Origin of the sequence: Marinobacter sp. CA1, from assembly GCF_020546665.1 — a bacterium.
GTDB lineage: Bacteria > Pseudomonadota > Gammaproteobacteria > Pseudomonadales > Oleiphilaceae > Marinobacter > Marinobacter xestospongiae.
Map to the genome: position 1 here is coordinate 1,679,254 of NZ_CP071785.1, position 21,439 is coordinate 1,700,692.

Genomic DNA, 21,439 nt, shown 5'->3' on the forward strand with positions numbered 1-21,439 from the left:
AATGAGACGGTCTTTTTTCGGCGCAGTATTCGGCCTGGCAGTTACTTCCTTGGGTGGCCAGTCAGCCTTTGCTGACGAGTTCATCATTTCCGATATCGAAGTCGAGGGTCTGCAGCGGGTGTCCGCGGGCAGTGTGTTCTCGGCGTTCCCGATCGGTATCGGGGAGTCACTCTCCGACCGGGCACTGGCGGATGGCATCAAGACCCTGTTCAAGACCGGTCTGTTTACCGACATAGCCGCCAGCCGCGACGGCAACGTGCTGATTCTATCGGTACAGGAGCGGCCTTCGATCAGCTCTATCGATATCGAAGGCAACAAGAATATCGAGACCGAAATGCTGATGGACGCGCTGTCCAGTGCCGGTCTGCAGGAAGGCCAGGTCTTCCGGCGCGCGACCCTGGAGCGGCTGGAGCTTGAGATCCTGCGATCCTACGTGGCGCAGGGGCGTTACAACGCCCGGGTCAATGCCACTGGCGAGACCCTTCCGCGCAATCGGGTGGCCATTCGCCTGGAGATCAATGAAGGCGATGTGGCGGCGATCCAGCACATCAATCTGATCGGCAACAAGAGCTTCGACGACGAGCAACTGCTGGATCTGTTTGAACTGCAGACCAGTGGCGTCTGGGCGTCGCTGACCAGTGCCGACAAGTACGCCCGCGAGCGCCTCAGCGGTGATCTGGAAACCCTGCGTTCGTTCTACCTCGACCGTGGCTACATAGATTTCACGGTGGAATCCTCCCAGGTGTCGATCTCGCCGGACAAGAAAGAGGTGTTCATTGCCATTGCCATCAATGAAGGCCCCCAATACACCATCCGCGATATCCAGCTCCGGGGCGATCTGATCCTCGACGAAGAGACGCTCAAGAAACTGTTCGTTATCGAAAAGGGGGATGTGTTCTCCCGCGCCTCGATGACCACCACGTCGGATCTCATCACCCGGCGCCTGGGCACCGAGGGCTACGCCTTTGCCAACGTCAACGCCATTCCAGAGACGCACGACGACAACACCACGTCGGTGACCTTCTTCGTGGAGCCCGGCAACCGCGCTTACGTACGTCGTATCAATTTCCGCGGCAACGTCGCCACCCGGGACGATGTGCTGCGTCAGGAAATGACCCAGATGGAAGGTGGGGTGGCGTCAACCGACCGGATCGAGTTCTCCAAGACCCGGCTTGAACGTCTTGGTTTCTTCAAGACTGTGGACGTTGAGACGGTGCCCGTGCCGGGTACTGACGATCAGGTGGACGTCAATTATTCGGTGGAAGAGCAAACCACCGGGAGCCTGTCTGCTTCGGTGGGTTATTCCCAGACTTCCGGTGCCATCCTTGGTGCCAATATCTCGGAGAACAACTTCTTCGGCAGCGGTAAGCGGGTGTCCATCGGCGCCAACGTCAGCGATTCGATCAAGAGCGCCAACTTCTCCTACCTGGACCCTTACTTCACCGTGGATGGGGTCAGCCGTGGGTTTAGCCTGTTTGCCCGGGAAACCGACTTCGAAGACCAGGACATTTCCTCCTACCTGCTGGATGAGTATGGCGGCAAGCTGACTTTCGGCTACCCCACCGACAACATCACCCGGCTGAATTTCGGCCTGGGCTATACCCTGTCGAAGGTCCAGACCGGGAGGTTCACGTCGCTGGAAGTGGAGGATTTCATCGCCGAGGAAGGTGACCACTTCAACAACTACTACCTGTTCGGTTCCTGGCGGCGCAGCACTCTCAACCGGGGAATTCTGCCCACCGATGGCTACAGTCATACCCTGTCTGCGGACGTGGCGGTGCCGGGCAGCGACCTGACGTACTACAAGCTGCGCTACAAGGGCGACTTCTACCAGCCTCTTAACGACGCCCAGAGCTGGGTGCTGAGGGTGCGGTCCGAGGTTGGTTATGGGGATGGCTACGGCGATCGTACCGTGATGCCGTTCTATGAGCATTACTACGCGGGTGGTTACGGCTCCGTTCGCGGTTTCGAGGCAAACTCACTGGGGCCGCTGGCGACCAATAGTGAGAACGACGACTCTGATCCTGATCCCTTCGGTGGTAATCTCCTCACCGAGGGCAGCATTGAGCTGGTATTCCCGACGCCGTTTGCCGGCGATACCCGATCCATGCGGACGCTGTTTTTCATCGATGGCGGTCAGGTGTTTGATGCCGATCGCGGTTATGATCCGCGATTTGATGAAGTCCGGTTCTCGGCCGGCATCGGTTTCCAGTGGATCACGGCGGTGGGTCCGCTGGCGTTCAGTCTGGCCAAGCCATTAAACGACAAGGACGGGGATGACACCCAGGTGTTCCAGTTCTCGTTGGGCCAGAACTTCTAACCCAGCCAACTCGTGACCGGCTGGATCGATTCAACCATGAGGAGAGTGGACATGTTCAGAAAACCCGCAGTGGCTGCGCTACTGGCTCTGTTGATCGCCATGCCGGCCGCGGCCGATACCCGCATTGGCGTGGTGGACCTGCGCCAGGCGCTGTTTTCTTCCAACGATGCCCAGGCTTTCAGTGACAAACTGCAACAGGATTTTGCGGATGAGGAAGCCAATGTGCGCTCGGTTCAGGAAGAGGCCCGCCAGCTCAAGGAGCGTCTTGAGAAAGATGGCGCGATGATGAACGAGTCCGAGCGGAATTCCCTGGCCTCCGACTTCCAGGACAAGGTCCAGGAGTTCAATTTCCTCAAGCAGCGTCTGGACAACACCGTTGCCGGCCGTAAGCAGGCGTTTCTGGAGCAGGCTCGTCCGGAGGTGGACGCCGCAGTCAAGGAACTGCTGGAAGAGAACGATCTCGACCTGATTCTGCCCAGCGAAGCGGTGGTCTACGTGAAGCCGGAGATGAATCTGACCCAGCAGCTGCTCGAGAAGCTGAATCAATAACGTTTAGGCCGGTCTGGCAGTTCTCCGGGTCGGCAGACGGGACACTGGATGCTGGCACGGGAGCTGACATGACACAGAAAACCTACACCCTCGGTGAAATCGCCGCGGCACTGGGCGCTGAACTGCAGGGCGACCCCGATGTCCGCGTGGAAGGGCTGGCGACGCTTCAGGCTGCCGGCCCCGGCCAGCTGTCCTTCCTGGCCAACCCCGCCTACGCCCGATACCTGGCGGACACCCGGGCATCCGCCGTGATTGTGGCGCCGGCGATGGCTGAGAAAAGTGCGACCAATGTCCTGTTACTGGACAACCCCTATCTTGGGTATGCTCGCCTCAGCCATTGGTTTGATCCGGCCCCGGTAGCGCCGCCCGGAGTCCATCCCTCGGCGGTTGTGGACCCCACGGCCGTCATCCCCGACACTGCCTGCGTTGGCCCCCAAACCGTCATTGAGGCGGATGTGGAGCTCGGCGATGGCGTGGTGATTGGGGCAGGCTCGGTGATTGGCGCCCGCTGTCGTATCGGCGCTGGTTCGGTGCTGCGCCCGCGGGTGACCCTGGCCCACGATGTGGTAATGGGTGCCCGTTGCCACATCCTCAGTGGTGCCGTGCTGGGGTCGGATGGCTTCGGCTTCGCCAACGAGCGGGGTGTCTGGCACCGGATTGCGCAGATCGGGCGTGTGGTTCTGGGTGACGACGTCGAGGTTGGCGCCAACACCACCATCGATCGCGGCGCGCTGGACGATACTGTCATCGGAAATGGGGTAAAACTGGATAACCTGATCCAGATCGCCCATAACGTTTCTATTGGCGATCACACCGCCATGGCGGCAAAGGTGGGTGTGGCGGGCAGTACCCGTATCGGGCGGCACTGTGTGTTCGGCGGTGCCTCTGGCGTTGCCGGCCATCTCGAGATCGGCGACCAGGTCCAGCTTACCGGCATGACGCTGGTGACCGGCAACCTTTCCGATCCCGGAGTCTATTCTTCGGGGACCGGTGCGGAATCAAACCGGCAATGGCGAAAAAACGCGGTTCGCTTCCGACAGCTTGATGCGATGGCCAGAAAGCTGAAGGAACTGGAAAAGAAAATTGAGGGCTGAGGCCAATCCTGATGATGCACATTAAAGAGATCATGGAGTTCCTTCCACATCGCTATCCGTTCCTGCTGGTGGATCGCGTGCTTGAAGTCGAGAAGGGCAAATCGATCGTGGGTTACAAGAACGTCTCCATCAACGAGCCGTTCTTTACCGGGCACTTTCCCAACAATCCCATCATGCCCGGTGTTCTGATCGTCGAGGCGATGGCGCAACTGTCGGGAATTCTTGGTTTTGTGACCGTTGACAAAAAGCCATCTGACGGCGTGGTACACTACCTCGCTGGCTCCAGCAAGGTCCGCTTCAAGCGGCCGGTGGTGCCAGGGGATCAGTTGCGGATGGAGTCGCAGTTTATATCCGGTAAACATGGAATCTGGAAATTTGACTGCCGTGCGCTGGTTGATGGTGAAGTCGCCTGTGTCGCGGAGGTCATGACCGCTGAGAGAGACGTTTGATGGCGACAAATGATTGGTCGGGAGTACATCCTCAGGCGATTGTAGACCCTTCCGCGAAACTGGCTGACGGTGTCACCGTCGGCCCCTGGAGTTACATCGGCCCCGATGTGGAAATTGGTGAAGGTACCGAGGTGCTTTCGCACGTGGTTATCAAGGGGCCAACGAAGATCGGGCGTAACAACCGCATCTTCCAGTTCTCCAGTATTGGCGAGGAGTGTCAGGACAAGAAGTACGCCGGCGAGCCCACCACTCTGACCATCGGTGACAACAACGTTATTCGTGAGAACTGCACCATCCACCGCGGTACGGTCCAGGATCAGGGGCGTACCGAGATCGGCAGCGACAATCTGCTGATGGCGTATGTGCATGTGGCTCATGACTGTGTGGTTGGCAGCCATACCATCCTCGCCAACTGTGCCACCCTGGCCGGCCATGTCCGGGTTGGTGACTGGGCGATTCTCGGTGGCGGCACCATGGTTCACCAGTTCTGTCGCATTGGCCCCCATAGCATGAGTGCCGGCGGCAGTATCGTGCTCAAGGACATTCCCGCGTACGTCATGGCCAGTGGCCAGTCCGCCCAGCCCCATGGCCTGAATGCCGAGGGACTCAAGCGCCGTGGTTTCGACAAGGACGTGCTGACGGTCCTGAAGCGGGCGTACAAGGTGATCTACCGTCAGGGACTGACCACCGAACAGGCCCTGGAAGAACTGGAAAGCCAGTACAGCGATGTCGATGCTGTACACCCCCTGATTGAATCCCTGCGTGGTGCTCAGCGCGGCATCATCCGGTAGTGTCCTCCTCCATGCTCCCCCTGGCCCCGCGCGTTGACGGCAAGCGCCCGCTGACGTTTGGTATTGTTGCCGGCGAAGCCTCCGGCGACATTCTTGGGGCCGGGCTGATTCGGGCCCTGCGCGCCCGCTACCCCCAGGCCCGCTTTGTCGGCATTGGTGGCGATGAAATGGTGGCCGAAGGCTTCCATTCATTGCTGCCGATGGAGCGCCTGTCCGTTATGGGGCTGGTGGAAGTGCTGGGACGATTGCGGGAACTGTTCAGTATACGTGACCGGCTGCTGGACTATTTCCTCACCACGCCACCGGACGTGGTGATTGGTATCGACTCCCCGGATTTTACCCTTCGCATTGAGCGTCGCTGTCGCGATGCCGGTATTCCCACGGTTCACTATGTCAGCCCGTCGGTCTGGGCCTGGCGACAGAAGCGCATCTTCAAGATCGCCAAAGCGGTGGACCTGATGTTGACCCTGTTCCCATTTGAAGCGCGTTTCTACGAGGAACATCAGGTGCCAGTGGCCTTTGTTGGCCATCCACTGGCTGACCGGATTCCGCTGGAAACCGATACCCGGGGCGCCCGGGTGGCTTTGGGGCTGGACCCGGCGTTGCCGGTGCTGGCAATTCTGCCCGGCAGCCGCGGCGGTGAAGTGGAGCGCCTGGGCAACCTGTTCCTGTCGGCTGCGCATTGGCTGCAGCAGCAGCGGCGGGATATTCAACTGGTGATTCCCTGCGTCAATCGCGACCGCGAGCAGCAGGTGAGGGCATTGGTGGCGGCGCTGGACGTGCAGTTGCCGGTCACCATCGTGCGCGGTCGTTCCCGTGAGGTGATGGCGGCGGCGGATGTGGTGCTGCTGGCATCGGGCACAGCGACCCTGGAAGCCATGCTGCTGAAAAAACCGATGGTGGTGGGCTACCGCCTCAGCAACCTGAGCTACGCTCTGGTCTCGCGGTTGGTGAAGGTGCCGTACGTGGCTCTGCCCAATCTGCTGGCGCGGGAGCCCTTGGTGCCGGAGCTGTTGCAGGACGACGCCACACCGGAGGCCCTCGGTGCTGCCGTGCTGGAGCGGCTGGAAAACGATACCGAACGGGAGCGATTGACCACTGCGTTCACCGATCTGCATCACCAGCTCCGACGCTGCGCCGATGAACGGGCGGCATCGGCAATCGTGGAGCTTTTGGAGAATCGACGCTGATGGCCAGATCCAAACTGCCGCCGTTTGTCTGTAGCTACGCCGGAGAGCGTCTCGCCGGCGTCGACGAAGTCGGGCGCGGACCGCTGGCTGGGCCGGTGGTGACTGCCGCTGTGATTCTTGATCCGACCCGCCCGGTGCCTGGCCTGGCAGACTCGAAGAAGCTGACCGAGAAACGGCGTGAACTGCTGTTCGAGCAGATCCAGGAGCAGGCGCTGGCCTGGAGTGTGGGCCGCTGCGAAGTGGAGGAGATCGATCGCCTCAATATCTACCAGGCGACGATGCTGGCCATGGAGCGTGCCGTGGCGGGGTTGCCAATGGCTCCGGAATATGTACTGGTGGATGGCAATCGGTGTCCGCGCTGGTCCTGGCCATCAGAGCCGGTCGTCAAAGGCGATGGTCGGGTAGAGTGCATCAGCGCTGCCTCAATCATTGCCAAGGTGCTCCGGGACCGGGAGATGGTGGCTCTGGATGCCCAGTACCCGGGCTATGGGCTGGCCGGCCACAAGGGTTATCCGACCGCAGCTCACCTGCAGGCCCTGGAGGATCTGGGGGTAACACCGATCCATCGACGCTCATTCCGTCCTGTGCAATCGGCGCTGGAACGGGTGGGTGAGAACCGGACCGGCACCCAGCAGCAACCCGTAAAAAGCGAGTCGCTGGACTACCCAACCGATTTATTTCCAGAAAGCGTTTGACAGTCCCCCGGGTAATCCTTAATATACGCGCCACGTTGATCGGGACAGCCGGTTAACAACCAGTTTGATGCGGGGTGGAGCAGTCTGGTAGCTCGTCGGGCTCATAACCCGAAGGTCGTTGGTTCGAATCCAGCCCCCGCTACCAATACAGAAAAAAGCCGGTCTATGACCGGCCAGACTGCTGACAAACCCTCGCCATGGTAGCGGGGGTTTGTTGTAATTGGGCCAGCGACTTTCCAGAGGCTGCCCCATGCTCAAAGAGCCTTCCCCACAACAACACGAACTCGAGATGGTCTGTCTCGAGTCCCTGGTTCCTGAAACCCATCTGCTTCGCTTAATCGATCACGCCATTGATTTCGAGTTCATTCGTGAGCGTGTACGGCACCTGTATTGCGCGAACAACGGCCGCCCGGCCCTTGATCCGGTGGTGTTGTTCAAGATGCTGTTTCTGGGCTACCTGTTCGGTATCCGCAGTGAGCGGCAGCTGGTGCGGGAGATTCAGGTCAATGTGGCCTACCGCTGGTTCCTGCGTTTCAACCTGACCGACAAGGTGCCAGATGCCTCCACGCTGAGCCAGAACCGCCGTCGTCGCTTTCATGACAGCCACATCTATCAGGAGATCTTCGATGAGATCGTGCTTCAGGCCATGAGGTACGGCCTGGTTGGTGGCGAAGTGCTCTACACCGACAGCACCCACCTCAAGGCCAACGCCAACAAGAACAAGTACGACCTGGCACAGGCGGAAGTGAAGGTGGTGGATTACCTGGAGAGTCTGGAGCAGGCGATCGAGAGCGACCGCAAGGCTCATGGCAAGCAGCCGCTGAAAACGAAGCTGTCCGAGCAGCCGCCCAAAATGAAGGACACCAAGGTGAGTCGTACCGACTCGGACAGCGGTTACATGGTGCGGGAAGGGAAACCCAAGGGCTTCTTCTATCTGGACCACCGGACGGTGGATGGGCGTCATGCCATCATCACAGACAGTTACGCGACCCCGGCCAATCTCCATGACAGCCGGCCTTACCTCGATCGGTTGGACCGCCAGCGAGAACGCTTCGGTTTTGACGTCTGGGGTGTGGGGTTGGATGCGGGGTACTACACGGCGGGTCTCTGCAAGGGCCTGGAAGACCGGGGCATCTATGGCGTGATGGGCTACCGACGCCCCAACAAGCCCAAGGGCTATCTTCCCAAGCGCGCCTTCACCTATGACCCGGAAACCAATACCTATCGCTGCCCTGAGGGACAGTTACTGATCTATGCCACCACCAACCGGCAGGGCTACCGGGAGTACAAGTCCAACCCGGTTCACTGCAAAGACTGCCCGCTACTTGGTCAGTGCACGCGCAGCGCTAACCACGTCAAGGTGCTCACCCGCCACGTTTGGCAGGACTGCAAAGAACGAGTCGACCAAAACCGGTTAACGCCTTGGGGCAAGGCGCTGTACAAACGACGGCAAGAGACGGTGGAGCGCTCGTTCGCGGATGCCAAGCAGTTGCATGGCCATCGCTATGCTCGATTGCGAGGGCTGTCAAAGGTCCGCGAGCAATGTCTGTTGGCTGCGACTGCCCAGAATATGAAGAAGATCGCGCAGCTCCTGGCGCGTATTTTGGGGCTGAAATCGCTTGCAGCACTGGTCTTACAGGCATCAATCCTGGCATGGACTCAAAAACGGGTTGATAGGAAGTATCGACGAGGAAGGCTGACTCAAGCGACCGTCGGCTGAAAACAGAACCACCAAATGCAACAAACCCCGGAAAACCGGGGTTTGTCAGCAGTCTGGCCGGTCTATGACCGGCTTTTTTTGTTTTTTTGAGTCAGTGCTGTTATTCGTGCTGCGCCCTTTAAGATCGCTGATGATTCCACGTTTCCCTATTTGAAAGGCAGACCAGTCAAACTGGCCTGCCTTTTTTGTTTGCGCGAGAAAAACGTGAGCTGCCTTGCCGGTGCTTCTGATTGCATGGCCAGGGGGCCTCTCGGTGAAACGTTGTTGAAAGCCTTTCCGCTCCTCCGAAGCGATGTCACCGTTGGACGGGCGAGGACCGTAGCAAGTGAAATCGGTAGTAAGCTGTTAGCGTATTTGGGTGACGTATCAGCGCGTAACGTTGGAGCGCTACTGAAAATCTTGAGATGCTCTTGTTAATAGCCGATTGGCCTCCAATACAAATCGGCGCAATTCACTGTGAGGGAACGGATATGTCTGACAGGGACGCGTTAACACTGAAAATCCACACCACCCTAGTGGAAAAGATCAACTTCGCCTGCCACCAGAGCGCGTTTGCCGTGCTGCGGGAATTGCAGGTCGAGAATCTGGATGAAGCGCAGGATCTGTCGGACCTGACGGTGACGTTGGCGGCATCCCCGGCGTTTGTGAAAACCAAGACCTGGACAGTGGATCGGCTCGCGGCAGGTGGTCTGCTGGCCATGAAGGATCGGGATCTGGAGCTGGATGGCGGGTTCCTGCATGGGCTGACGGAATCCATGCGCGGCACGGTGACGATTCGGGTCAGCCAGGCAGAGCAGTGCCTGGCTGAGGTGGCGATTCCGGTGGAGTTGCTCGCCTGCAACGAGTGGGGCGGTGCGGCTTACATTCCGGAACTGCTGGCCGCCTTCTGCACCCCGAATGATCCGGCGGTGGACCGCTTGCTGGGGCAGGCCAGCCAGCTTCTGCGCTCGGCGGGCAAATCGGGCAGTATCAACGGCTACGATTCCGGCAGTCGTGAGCCGGTGTGGTTGATGGCGTCGGCCATTTATTCCGCCATCGTGAAAATGCAGGTGGGCTATGCGCTGCCGCCAGCCAGTTTCGAGAACAATGGCCAGAAGATTCGTGTGCCCAGCCAGATCGAGAGCGCGAAGGTGGCTACCTGCCTGGACACTACCCTGCTGTTTGCGGCGGCACTGGAACAGGCCCAACTGAACCCGCTGGTGATTTTGACCCGCGGCCACGCCCTGGTGGGGCTGTGGCTGGACAAGGAGGACCTTGCCAGCGTGGTGGTCGATGACGCAGAAACCCTGCGCCAGCGCATTCCGCTGAAAGAGCTGATCCTGATCGAGACCACCTGCCTGACCAGTCACCCTGCGCCGCCGTTCTCCCAGGCAGTAAAGGAGGGCAACAAGCAGGTGGCGCTGGACAAGGATGGCGAATTTGTCGCCGCCATCGACATCCGCCGGGCGCGGGCGCATCGCATCAACCCCATCAGCCTGACAACCGGGATCGCCGGGGGTGCCGGGGTTGCCGAAACCGGCGATGCGGCAGAGGGTATCGAACCCGGGCTGGAAGAGGCGCCAGTGGATCTGCCGTCGGCCACCGTGCATGTGGACGCGGATCTGCCGGACGATACGCCGGGCGGTCGCCTGGAGCGCTGGCAGCGCAAGCTGCTGGATTTGTCCGCGCGCAACCCGCTGTTGAATCAAAAACCCAGCAAAAGCAATCTGACGCTGGTGTGCGCTGACCCGGGGGCATTGGAAGACGTGCTGGCCGCTGGTGCACGGATATCCATTGCGCCATTCCCGCAGTTGAAGACCCAGGATCAGGACCAGGAGATCCATCGCCAGCGTACCGGCGAAGAGCTGAAAGAAGTGTATGCCCGTGATGCGCTGGCCAAGAAACAGGTGTTGGTGGAGCTGACTCAGGAGGAGCTGGACAAAAGGGCCGTGGAAATCTACCGCAAGGCCCAGACGTCACTGAAGGAAGGAGGCTCCAACACCCTGTTTCTGGCGGTGGGCTTTCTGCTGTGGAAGCCCAGGGACAAGGGCGATCGCCGCTACCGTGCGCCGCTGATCCTGTTGCCGGTTTCCCTGGAGCGCAAGTCGGTGCGCAGTGGCGTGAAGATGGTGGCCAATGACGATGAGCCCCGCTTCAACACCACCTTGCTGGAGCTGCTGAAGAAAGACTTCGGTATCGAGATCCATGGCCTCAGCGGCGCCTTGCCGGAAGACCAAAGCGGTGTGGACGTGGCCGGGATCTGGCACCGGGTGCGCCATGCCATCAAGGAGGTTCCGGGCTTTGAAGTCATCGAAGAAACGGTCCTGGGCCACTTCTCCTTCGCCAAGTACCTGATGTGGAAGGATCTCGTGGACCGCTCCGAGGCGCTGAAACAAAGCCCGGTGGTGCGTCATCTGCTGGATACGCCTCGCGAGGCTTACGAGAGCGACATTCGTTTTGTCGATCCCAAAGAGATTGACCGGGAATACACCCCGGCGGATCTGCTGACGCCGCTACCGGCGGATTCTTCCCAGATGGCGGCCATTGCCACGGCGGATCGGGGCAAAGACTTCGTCATCATCGGCCCGCCTGGCACCGGCAAGAGCCAGACCATCGGCAACCTGATCGCGCACATGCTGGGCAAGGACAAGAAAGTCCTGTTTGTGTCCGAGAAGACCGCCGCACTGGAGGTGGTGCATCGGCGCCTCAGGGACATTGGTCTGGGCCAGTTCTGCCTTGAGCTGCACTCCAACAAAGCTAAGAAAGCCGATGTGCTGGATCAACTGCGAAGTTCCTGGAACAGCGCCTCTGGGGCCGTGGTGGGTGACTGGAAGGCGGAGGCCGAACGGCTGAAGGCGGTGCGGGATCGACTGAACCGGGTGGTGAATGCGTTGCATCAACCCCACCGCAATGGTCTTACGCCGCACTATGCCATGGGCGTGAAGGTACGTGATGCCGATCTGGCCGCCAAGGTGAAGCTGAGTTGGCCGAACGCGGCCTATCACGATGAGGCGCAGCTGCAGAAGCTACGTGAAATGGCCGCATTGCTGGCGGTGCAGGCCGGGGCGGTCGGTGATCCGGTTGACCATCCCCTGGCGTTGGTCAGCAATTTTGACTGGCGGCCCCAGTGGGAAGACGAAGTGGTGGCAGCCGCCCGCAGCCTGAAAGCCAGCGGGGCAAGGCTCACGGAGGCACAGGCATCGCTGGAGCAGGCGTTGGGCATCAGCCCGGGCGTGGTGAACCTGCCCAAGCTGGCGGCCATGGCGGAGTGCGGCCAGGTATTGCTGGATGCTTACCGTCAGCATGCCTCTTTTGCGCTGGAGCCGGATGGCACGGATCGGCTGGAGGCCTTGGAAGAGGCCGTCGTTCAACTGAAAACCTACATCGAGACCCAGGCGAAGCTGAGCTGCCCCTATGAGGCCCTGGCCTGGCAAACCCTGGATGCCGCGGTGCTGGAACCGGCCTGGGCAGAAGCCAATGACACCTGGTGGCCCAAGAGCTGGTTTGCAAAGCGCAAGGTGGCCAAGCAAATGCGTGAGGGTGGCGCGCAGGGCGATCCGGACCCGACCAATGATATCCCGCTGTTAAAACAGCTGCGGGAGACCGGTGGCCAGATCGACCGTCTGGATGGCGTGCTGAAAGGCCTGCGGGAGTGGGACGCCTATCACTCAGACCCGGAGGCCATCGCCGCCCTGAAGACGCTGGGCTCTCGGGTGCGTGTTGCGGTGGGCAAGCTGGCGGACGACGCGCAGTCCCTGGTGGCGTTGCGCGGCACGATTCGCACGCTGCTTTATGATGCCAACGACCTGCTGGCACCGGATGCGCAAGTGGGGCGGACCATCAATGACTTCAGAGCGGCGTTCGAGACCTTCACGGTCCATAAGGAAACGTTTGAAGCACTGATCGGTGGCTCTCTGAACGGCCGATTGCCTGAGGGGCGGCCAGCCCTTGAGTCGATTGCCGCACAATGCCAGGAGATCGTGGATCACCATGTCGCCTTGCGCGACTGGTGCGCCTGGGTGCGGCGCCGCACTGAGGCGCTGGATCTCCAGCTCGGCCCGCTGGTGGACGCCATTGAGAATGGAACGGTACCCGCCGACCAGGTGGAAGCGGTTTTCGAGGCGGCGTACTGCCGTTGGTGGTCGTCGGCGGTGATCGGTGAGGATGAGGTACTGCGCACCTTCTCCTCGCCGGAACATGAAGCCGCCATTGAAAATTTCCGGGAGCTGGATACCCGGTTCAGTGATCTGACGGCGCAGTACATTGCCGCCAACCTGGCCGGTGAAATCCCGGATCAGGAAACCACCCGGAAGAAGTCGTCCTGGGGTGTGTTGGCCCACGAACTCCAGAAGAAAATGCGCCACAAGCCGGTTCGGGAACTGATGGAAACCATCCCGGACGTGATTACAACGCTGGCGCCGTGCCTGATGATGTCGCCGTTGTCGATTGCCCAGTTCCTCTCCGCCGGGCAGGCGCAGTTCGATGTGGTGATTTTTGATGAAGCCTCCCAGATCACCGTGTGGGATGCCGTGGGCTCGCTGGCCCGCGGCAAACAGGTGATTGTGGCCGGTGACCCGAAGCAGATGCCGCCCACCAATTTCTTTGGTCGCTCCGATGACGACCCGGATGGCGACATCGATGGAGAAGGGGATCTGGAGAGTATCCTCGATGAACTGATCGGGGCCAGTATCCCTCAGCGGGTGCTGAACCTGCATTACCGGTCCCGCCGGGAAAGCCTGATCGCCTTCTCCAACAGCCGCTATTACGACAGCTCCCTGATTACCTTCCCGGCGCCGGTGCATCCCGACAAGGGGGTGTCACTGGTGAAACCGGAAGGCTTCTATGCGCGCGGCAAGGCCCGTCATAACCAGGGCGAGGCCAAGGCCATCGTGGCGGAGATTGTGCGCCGTCTGACCTCTGATAACCCGGTGGTTCGCAGCCAGTCCATTGGCGTGGTCACGTTCAATACCGAGCAGCAGAGCTTGATCGAGGATCAGCTGGACAAGGCGCGAGCGGACGATCCTGGCATCGAGTGGGCGTTCTCCGAGGATGAGCTGGAGCCGGTGTTCGTCAAGAACCTGGAAACCGTGCAGGGGGATGAGCGTGACGTGATCCTGTTCAGCATCACCTATGGTCCCGATGAAACCGGTCACGTCACCATGAATTTCGGCCCGCTCAACCGCTCGGGTGGGGAGCGCCGGCTGAACGTCGCCATGACCCGCGCCCGTTCAGAAATGGTGGTGTTCTCCACCATGCCGCCGGAACGCATTGATCTGGCCCGCACCCAGGCTCGCGCCGTGGCAGATCTCAAAAACTTCCTGGAATACGCCGAACGTGGCGCCTCTGCGCTGGGAGCGGCTGTCCATGGTTCCATGGGCGATTTCGAATCCCCCTTTGAGGTCGCGGTGGCGAGAGGCCTGCAGGACCGGGGCTGGACGGTACATCCCCAGATCGGCGTCTCCGCCTACCGCATCGACATGGGCATAGTGCACCCGGACAAACCCGGCATCTATCTGGCCGGCATCGAGTGTGATGGCGCCATGTACCACAGCTCGGCCTATGCCCGTGAGCGGGACAAGATTCGCCAGGGTGTCCTGGAAGGCCTGGGCTGGACGCTGTTCAGGGTGTGGTCCACGGACTGGTGGAGCAACAGGGACAAGGCAATGGCAGCGCTGGATGCGGCGTTGTCTGAACGTTTGGCGCTCTGCCGTGCTGAAGGTTCGGCAGCCGCGGCGGGGCAGGAAGAGGTTGAGTCGTAAGCGTGGCTTGTGCGACCAGATATGGCCTTCCAGAGTGGACCTGCGATCAGGCGCTCCACCCCAGAACCGCCTGATGAACAAGCTCCACTGGCAGGAACTCCTGTTCCAGCCGGCCTCTTTCTGAATGTAGCAGCTGCTGGTAAAGCGCCGCCTCCTGGCAGTTCAACCCGGAAGGGGCTTCCGCCGAAGCCGGTTGGGGTTCTTCCACGGCGCTTTGCTGCCGATACCGTTCGAAGGTTGTCTGATCCATCAACAGCGGGGTGAGGTTCGGCAGGTAGTCGCGCGCGCGGCTCAGCATGGTCAGGCCCCAGGTATCCAGGTCGCCCCAGTAGGCAGTGGATTTCTGGCTGAGCCATGGTGCCTGCAGCCAGGAAAGATTCAGGCCGGAGCCGAGCACGGCGATGGTGTCTGCTATCGCCGGGAGCTGGTGCAGGCAACGCTCGTTCTCCACCAGCAGCAGACGCTGGCCGGGCAATGGGGCGGTTTGTAGCTCGTGGGCCCGCACGCGCATCTGGGCGAAGGGCAGCAGCGTGCCGCTGAGGTCTGCCACCAGCAACCAGTGATGGCCTTCGTCCTCCGCACCCAGAAAGGCCTCGAGTCCAGTATCACTGGCTTGGCCGTCGAACAGGATGTCCAGCATCTGAGTAATCAATTGGCGGTTGCGTTCAAAGAACTTACTGTCGATGCCGGCCAGAGCAAGGGCTCGGAGCGGTTTCCCCCTTGCGCAGCCGGGCTGTAGCTGCAACGCCACCTTGCCACAGAGGATGACGTCAGACGCCGGTTTATCCATGACCAGGCTACGGCGGCGTACGATCAATGAGTGAAATCGCGGGTCCAGCGCCGAGGCCAGATGGGCGAGCGTGTCGTACTCCCTTCTAACCTCATGATTGCCGGCGGCCTGCACCCACTGGCTGGGCGATTGCAGTACCCAGAACGCAGGCACATCGATGGCTTCGCTGGTGCTCTGGAAGCGGACAGGCTGCCACTCCACCAGTCCCACGGCGACTGCGCGCCAGTGTTGCAGATGCTGGCGAACCTGGCTGACCCGATCCCGTACCTCGGCAGCGCTGGGTTTACCGATGGCAATCCTCAGTGGCCAGGTTTCGGGGGAAAGTAGACGCCGCTCCCTCAGATCGGCTGATTGCCACTGCCGGGTGAGGCGGGCCGCGATGTCATCCGGAGATTTCATGAGCTTTCCGGGTCACTTTATCCGCGTGAGCCTTGAGTTCCTCCCAACTGAGCGAGGTCAGGGTGGCCTGCAGGTTCTTACGATGTACCAGAATGGCCGAGCGGGTGTGGGCTCGTAGCAGCCGCATTTCCTTGTTCGGGGTCACGAACAGGGGGTGCAGACCGAACTCGTTCAGGGCCGAGATGATGCGCCCCGCCACAGCATGGGAGCTCTTGGAGAAGGCTTCGTCAAGCACAATGGTGCCGAACAGGGGCTGAGTGGCACCGTCTGGGCACAGGGCATAGCTCAGGGATGCCGTGAGAATATAGCTGGCGATGATCTCCTTCTCGCCACCACTGCCGCCCTGGGAACCGGTGCGGGTCTCGATCACGGCGCTGGAGTCCCGATCCAGCACCGACACTTCAAACTGCAGCCGGTAACGGGGGTCCAGCAGGGCGCGGGCACCAACGGTGCGTTTGTTGTCCGCCGCATCCCGTAGCAAGGCCACCATGTTCTGCAAGGCCTTGAAATGACTCTCCCCCTGGTCGTCCTTGAGGGCATCGGCTCTGAGTTGACGCTGGGCCCGCTCGAGTGTTCTCAGGGATTCGTGGGTTACCCGGCGGGGTTCCAGGCGCAGGTATCGGCCAGGTTGAAAATCGACCCGGCGCAAGGTGGCGTTAAGGTCGGCAATCCGCTCCTCGATGATGGCCACCTGGTTCTGGATGTGAGCCAGCAGTTGGGTAACCCCCTGATCGGAGGATTGGTTAAGATAGCCGAGGAAGCGCTCCAGCTTCTGGGGCAGGGCCTCTTCTTCCAGTACCCGCAGCCGTTCCAGGTACTCCGGGATGTCCCGAATGTCGCTGCCAGTCTCCGCCAGGGCGCCGGTGTCGATGGTTTGGGCTTTTTCCATCAGTTGGGTCAGGCTGAGCTCGTACCCCTGGACCTGTTTGCCCAGCTTGCCGATGGTGTTATCCAACTGTTCCCGCTGATGCCGTTCCAGGGCGTCCAGGCGATCGTACTGATCGGCTGAAGGCTTCTTGAAATGCTGGTCTGCCAGAGTCTGTTGTGCGTCGCTCAGGCCATCGCCAAGGCGCTCCAGCAGGTCATGGCACCGTTGGGTTGCCTGGCGGCGTTTGTCCTCCAGGACGGCCAGGTCAGCCTGCTGTTTGCCCAGCTTCTTACGATGCCCCTCCAGTTGCTGATTGACGGCCTCGAATTCCCTCCGGGTGACTTCCACGTCTGAATCCGGTGCGGTCAGAGCGTCCAGCCGCTCCTGGAGTGACGCCAGTTCCTGCTGCGCGGTGGGGAGGTCGATGGTGCTGAACTCGATGTCGGCAAGCAGTTTGTAGAGGGTGATCTGATCGCGGGTCACCGTCAGCTTGGCACGGGCTTGGTTGAGCTGTGCTTCAACTGCCTCTGCTTCCTGGCGGGCGTCCGCCAGTTCGCTGTTGAGGGCGACCAGCCGGTCACGGTTGTTGAACCCGGTCATCCAGCCTTTATCGAGGCGCTGGTTGTCCCGTTTTTCAAAGTGCCCGCTCTTGCCGGACATCAGGCCCTGTCGGGTCATGCCGTGGGGGGTCTGGCGCAGCACTTCCGGTGAATCGACACAGTGCCGGTCGATGCTCGCCAGCAGCTGTTTCAGTGCTTCCCGGTGTGGGTGGTCCTTGAAGTTGAGCTTCCGGGTGAAGCCGTTCTCCATGAACTCCGCGGCGCCCTTGGGGATCTGGGCTTCCAGCAGCCGAACGTGCAGCTTGTTGTTGCGGCTATTGATCCAGTCAAGGGCAGATTGCATCGCCGCCGGCGGCACCAGCAACCGCAACCGATGACCGCCGATGGCCCTTTCGATGGCGCCCCGCCAGTCCTGTTCTTCGGCTTTGACTTCCACCAGTTCGGCGACGAAGGGCAGGCTGGCTTCTGCCAGGTTCAGGGCGTCGGCGAGCTCGGTCCGGAATTCCTGATAGCGACCGTCAATGTTGGAGTCGGGGCGGGCCTTGATGCGGTCGATTTCTGCGGTCAGTTCGGTCAGCGTTTCGCTGAGCCTGCCGTGGTGGATACGCAGGTCCAGCAGGGACTGGTCCTGGCTCTCCTCCGCGGCGGCAAGCTCTTTGAGACGTACCTCACCCTGTCGGTGGTTGGCGGCCAGGGTTTCCGGGGAAAGGGTGTCGTCCAGTTCGAGTTTCCGGGTCAGGGCCTGGTAATCCCGGGCGTGGCGCTGCCGCTCTTCCGCCCAGCGCTCTTGCTGGGCGATTTGTTCTTTCAACTGCTCAATACTGGCGCCGCCGGCCTTGAGGTAGATGTCCTTCAGGGTGTCCGCTTTGCTGGTCAGTTCCCTTTCGGTGGCAGCCAGTGTCTCGATGGCATGCCGGCCATCGTCAAGTTGTGTGTCCAGTTCCCGCGCGCGGTCGCTCCACAGGTCATAGCCGGTTTGGGCAAACCATATTGGAAGAGTGTCTTTCAGGGTCAGTTGCTGGCCCAGCGCTTGACGGGTGTTCTGGTGTTTTTGGTAGGTATCGGCAATGGGCAACAGCGACTGATGCTGTCTGCGGGCGGTTTCCAGTTCGCTGTGAATCGCCGCCAGGTCGTCGAACTCGCTGGCGACTTCCGCGGCCCGGTCGAACGCGGATTGGTCATCCAGCACCAGCTCTCGAAAGATCTCGTCGATGCTGTTGAGTTGTTTCAGGCCGGCGGCGCGATTGAGCAGAGTGAAGGCATTCTCACCCACTTCAAAGAAGCGTCGTACCTGAGCCAGGTAGGCTTTCTTGCTGTCGTTGGTCTGCAGTCCCGGGTATTGCTTGGTATGCTGTTTGAGCTCCCTCGCGCCACCTTCGTGGTGCAGTGCCAGCCAATCGTCCAGGCCTTGGTCGTCGCGTTCCGAAAACAGCCACAGGCGTTTGAGGTCACTGGCGGCCGAACTGCTGCCCTCAATCCAGAACAGGGCGGCAATGCGGATAGCCTTATCACCATTTGAGAAGCGGGCGCTGACGGCGGTAACCGTTTTGCCAGGGCGGGCGATGTGGCTGTTGTCGCCGCTGTTGTTGCCGGCCCCGGATACGCCGCGGATGTAGGAGATCAGGTCCCGGTCACTTTCGTGGCCGCCGGTGGAGGCCAGGTTGTAGCGGGGTTGGTGGGTTAACAGCGTCATCAGCGCATCCACCAGCGTGGTCTTTCCGCTGCCAGTTGGACCGATGATGGCAGTGCCTTTGGGATCAATCTCCGCACAGTGACGGCCACCAAAAGGCCCCCAGTTATAAAGATCCAGGTGGGTAAGAATGTAGGCTGTGGGCGGCAGCGATTCGGTTGCGAAGAGGTCGTTCTGGGACTGGCTCATACGTCATCTCCGTCCATGGTGTCAGACTGGCCTGCGACCTTGCGGAAATGGTGTAGCAGGTTCTGCAGGTTTTCCGGGTTGGCCAGGTGAGCAATGATAGGGCGGATGGTTATCTGATCGTTGGTATCAATATCCGAGACAATACCGTGGTTTCTCAGGGCATCCAGCAGGCTGCGTAGCCGTTTCTGGTCCCGGGCATCACTGCCGGTATCACCCAGATACAGTTGAAGTTGTGGTAATAATTCCTCCAGCTCCAGGGTGGCGTCACCCGCGCCCAGTCCGGCCTCCTGTTCGTGCGCTATAAAGTGCTGTCGGAGAATGGCGACCAGCAGGGACTGTTCCATGGTCAGGCGCTGGCGGCGTACCAGGGGGTGGGACCATTCGTCGGCATTGTCTTCGCCGTCCCGAAACAACTGCTCGGAGACCACCAGAAAAGCCAGACCGCGAACATCATCCACCTTTAGGCGCAGGTCGAAGGGTTCCAGAGTCCGATTGATGGCGGACGTCTGGGTAATGGCAATCTGGTACAGATTGGGCTTGCGATCAGCCTCTAACAGTCCGTATTTCAGCAGCTCCTGGGCGGTGGCCTTGAGATGGTTGGCGGTGTATTGCTCGGTCTCGGCGGAACCGGTTTCTGCTGTCGGGTGCTGGGCGGGTGCGGTTTCCGTGGGTGCGCTGTCACCGCTTTCCGGTTCATCGGCTGGACGGGTCAGGCGGTCAAAGTAGTCGGGCATGAGGTGTTACAGCTCCCAGTCTATGGATTCTGCGTCGTTGCGGGTCAGGGTCAGGTGCGGCAGACGAAATCGCAGTGTCTGACCGTTGCTGTCGGTGATGTCCACGGTTTCCTGATGGTCGGAAATCGTCACCTCTGCCTCTCTGGCCATGGCCAGCCAAAGGGCAATGGACTCAAGGTCATGGGTGGGCGGCAGGTGGCTGGCGATATCGCCAATGCTCATCGGGCGGTCGGTGACGGTTAACAGCTCCACGGTGTCTTGATAGAGCGCTTCTCGGTCGAGACCGTCAAAGGCCCGCCAGAATTCCTCGTCCACATCCTCCAGATTGGCGTTCTGCTCGGACAGTTCCAGGTCCTGACTCTGCTCTTCGGTGGCGGACTTGAACCTGAGGCGTTCCATCACGGGCAGGCCGGAAACCGCAACAGCGACCGGAGGCAGGGGCGTCTCGCTCTTGCGGACCTTGTGGCTGGACCAGTCGACGCTCAGGGCGGTGTTGAGTAGTCCATTGAGCAGCTCGCCTACCCGATGGTTTTCTGCGGCCAAGCCGGTTTTCAGAAACCCCTTCACGTCCTTCTCGCTGCGGGCGCGGGCCTTGATGATGGCAGCGGATTCCTGAATGAGGCGGATCACCAGCCAGCGAAGTTCGTCTTGCTGTTGCCGGGAGAGCGCATGCTGTGTGGCGGGGTGACGCAGAATGGTGCGCAGCCGGTGTTTCATGTTCTCCAGCTCGATGGAGCGGCTGAGCTGTTCATTGAAGTTGTGGAAGACCTTGCCCTCGGCGGTCTCCAGCAGGGTGTCGTGGCCATCCAGCAGCCGGTCGACAATGTCGCCCCGGTGATGCTGATCGCTGACGATGGATTGGCGCAGTTGCCGGTCAGCCTCCCGATACGAGTCTTCCACCCGCCGGAAATCCGCCCGCAGGCTGGTGGCCAGATTGTAGACCTCGCGGATGCCTTCGGCAGCCTCTGCGCCTTTGAGCACCTCAAAGTGGCCGGCCTCGACCGCTTTGAGTTCCGCCTCCAGATCCCGGATCTTGCGCCGGATATGGTCTGCTCGGCTCTGTGCATCGGGGTTCAGCCGGGTTTCCAGGCTCTCGATTTCCCGTTGCACGGTTGCCAGGCGGGAGGCGGTCGAGGTCATGATCTTTTCGTCGAGGCCTTCCACGAAGGTCAGAGCCTTTTGCAGGGCGTCGGTGGCCATAAGCCGGCCATCGCGCTCCACAATCAGCCCCTTGCGAATCCAGGATCGAAGTTCTTTTCTTGCATCGCCGGCCGGGTCCCCGGACGTGAGATCCAGGTCGTCGCTGTTCGCATGTTCCTGGAGGATATCCGCCAGCATCTGCTGGGCATCCTCCAGCAGAATCTCTTCCCGGTTCTGTTCCAGCAAGGTCTGCAGGCAGCTTAGCACCAAGGGGCCACGGTTGGCGGAAAGCAACTTCCAGGCGGGGTGTTGATGGCGAGCAACCAGGTAGGTGCGGGTTTTCAGGTGGGTTTGTCGGTCCATAGGGCTATGGGGCGTTCATTCCCTCAGTCAGCTCGATGCCTCTTTTCAGAGGTGATCTTGAATTCATCAGTGTGTTGCTATCGACACTGGCCGTGGCTGCAAAGAGGCAGTACTCCCTCGAGTTGCTCGACGTGCCCCCCGCAGCCCACTCGCAATGATA

Annotated in this window: 13 protein-coding genes and 1 tRNA gene; 10 read left to right on the plus strand and 4 right to left on the minus strand. The window is 60.6% G+C overall.

Translation table 11 applies throughout. From position 1 onward, the window contains the following. The first annotated feature begins 1 nt into the window (after nt 1). From bamA to J2887_RS07835, 10 genes are all read left to right on the plus strand, one after another. On the plus strand, nt 2–2,320 hold the full coding sequence (gene bamA / locus J2887_RS07790) for an outer membrane protein assembly factor BamA (protein ID WP_227175412.1): 2,319 nt from the start codon (nt 2–4) through the stop codon (nt 2,318–2,320). 51 nt (nt 2,321–2,371) lie between these two features. Beyond that, nucleotides 2,372–2,869: an OmpH family outer membrane protein gene (locus J2887_RS07795; protein WP_227175413.1), complete on the plus strand. Its 498-nt coding sequence runs from the start codon at nt 2,372–2,374 to the stop codon at nt 2,867–2,869. A gap of 68 nt (nt 2,870–2,937) precedes the next feature. Then, a complete protein-coding gene (lpxD, locus tag J2887_RS07800) occupies nt 2,938–3,963 on the plus strand; it encodes a UDP-3-O-(3-hydroxymyristoyl)glucosamine N-acyltransferase (protein ID WP_227175414.1) in 1,026 nt (341 codons plus the stop codon). An 11-nt stretch (nt 3,964–3,974) separates the two neighbouring features. Then, on the plus strand, nt 3,975–4,412 hold the full coding sequence (fabZ, locus tag J2887_RS07805) for a 3-hydroxyacyl-ACP dehydratase FabZ (protein ID WP_227175415.1): 438 nt from the start codon (nt 3,975–3,977) through the stop codon (nt 4,410–4,412). Next, complete coding sequence (gene lpxA / locus J2887_RS07810; RefSeq protein WP_227175416.1) at nt 4,412–5,203, plus strand: acyl-ACP--UDP-N-acetylglucosamine O-acyltransferase; 792 nt, start codon at nt 4,412–4,414, stop codon at nt 5,201–5,203. The genes fabZ and lpxA overlap by 1 nt, the downstream gene beginning before the upstream one ends. 11 nt (nt 5,204–5,214) lie before the next feature. Next, complete coding sequence (gene lpxB / locus J2887_RS07815; protein ID WP_227175417.1) at nt 5,215–6,393, plus strand: lipid-A-disaccharide synthase; 1,179 nt, start codon at nt 5,215–5,217, stop codon at nt 6,391–6,393. Next, complete coding sequence (gene rnhB / locus J2887_RS07820) at nt 6,393–7,088, plus strand: ribonuclease HII (RefSeq protein ID WP_227175418.1); 696 nt, start codon at nt 6,393–6,395, stop codon at nt 7,086–7,088. The genes lpxB and rnhB overlap by 1 nt, the downstream gene beginning before the upstream one ends. A 68-nt stretch (nt 7,089–7,156) precedes the next feature. Then, nucleotides 7,157–7,233: transfer RNA gene (locus J2887_RS07825), tRNA-Met, on the plus strand. 105 nt (nt 7,234–7,338) lie between these two features. Further along, nucleotides 7,339–8,808, plus strand: a complete 1,470-nt coding sequence (locus J2887_RS07830; RefSeq protein ID WP_227175419.1) for an IS1182 family transposase — start codon at nt 7,339–7,341, stop codon at nt 8,806–8,808. 470 nt (nt 8,809–9,278) lie between these two features. After that, nucleotides 9,279–14,546 carry a DUF4011 domain-containing protein gene (locus J2887_RS07835; protein ID WP_227175420.1) on the plus strand — a complete coding sequence of 1,756 codons (5,268 nt, stop codon included), beginning with the start codon at nt 9,279–9,281 and terminating at the stop codon, nt 14,544–14,546. Between the two features lie 46 nt (nt 14,547–14,592). Here J2887_RS07835 and J2887_RS07840 read toward each other — a convergent pair whose 3' ends face one another. The 4 genes from J2887_RS07840 to J2887_RS07855 are packed head-to-tail and all read right to left on the minus strand — an operon-like array spanning nt 14,593 to nt 21,279. Continuing rightward, on the minus strand, nt 14,593–15,735 hold the full coding sequence (locus tag J2887_RS07840; protein ID WP_227175421.1) for a Wadjet anti-phage system protein JetD domain-containing protein: 1,143 nt from the start codon (nt 15,733–15,735) through the stop codon (nt 14,593–14,595). Further along, nucleotides 15,719–19,042, minus strand: coding sequence for an ATP-binding protein (locus tag J2887_RS07845; protein ID WP_227175422.1), 3,324 nt, complete (start codon nt 19,040–19,042; stop codon nt 15,719–15,721). The genes J2887_RS07840 and J2887_RS07845 overlap by 17 nt, the downstream gene beginning before the upstream one ends. Further along, nucleotides 19,039–19,776, minus strand: a complete 738-nt coding sequence (locus J2887_RS07850) for a DUF4194 domain-containing protein (protein ID WP_227175423.1) — start codon at nt 19,774–19,776, stop codon at nt 19,039–19,041. The genes J2887_RS07845 and J2887_RS07850 overlap by 4 nt, the downstream gene beginning before the upstream one ends. 6 nt (nt 19,777–19,782) lie before the next feature. After that, on the minus strand, nt 19,783–21,279 hold the full coding sequence (locus J2887_RS07855; RefSeq protein WP_227175424.1) for a DUF3375 domain-containing protein: 1,497 nt from the start codon (nt 21,277–21,279) through the stop codon (nt 19,783–19,785). Nucleotides 21,280–21,439 lie beyond the last annotated feature (160 nt).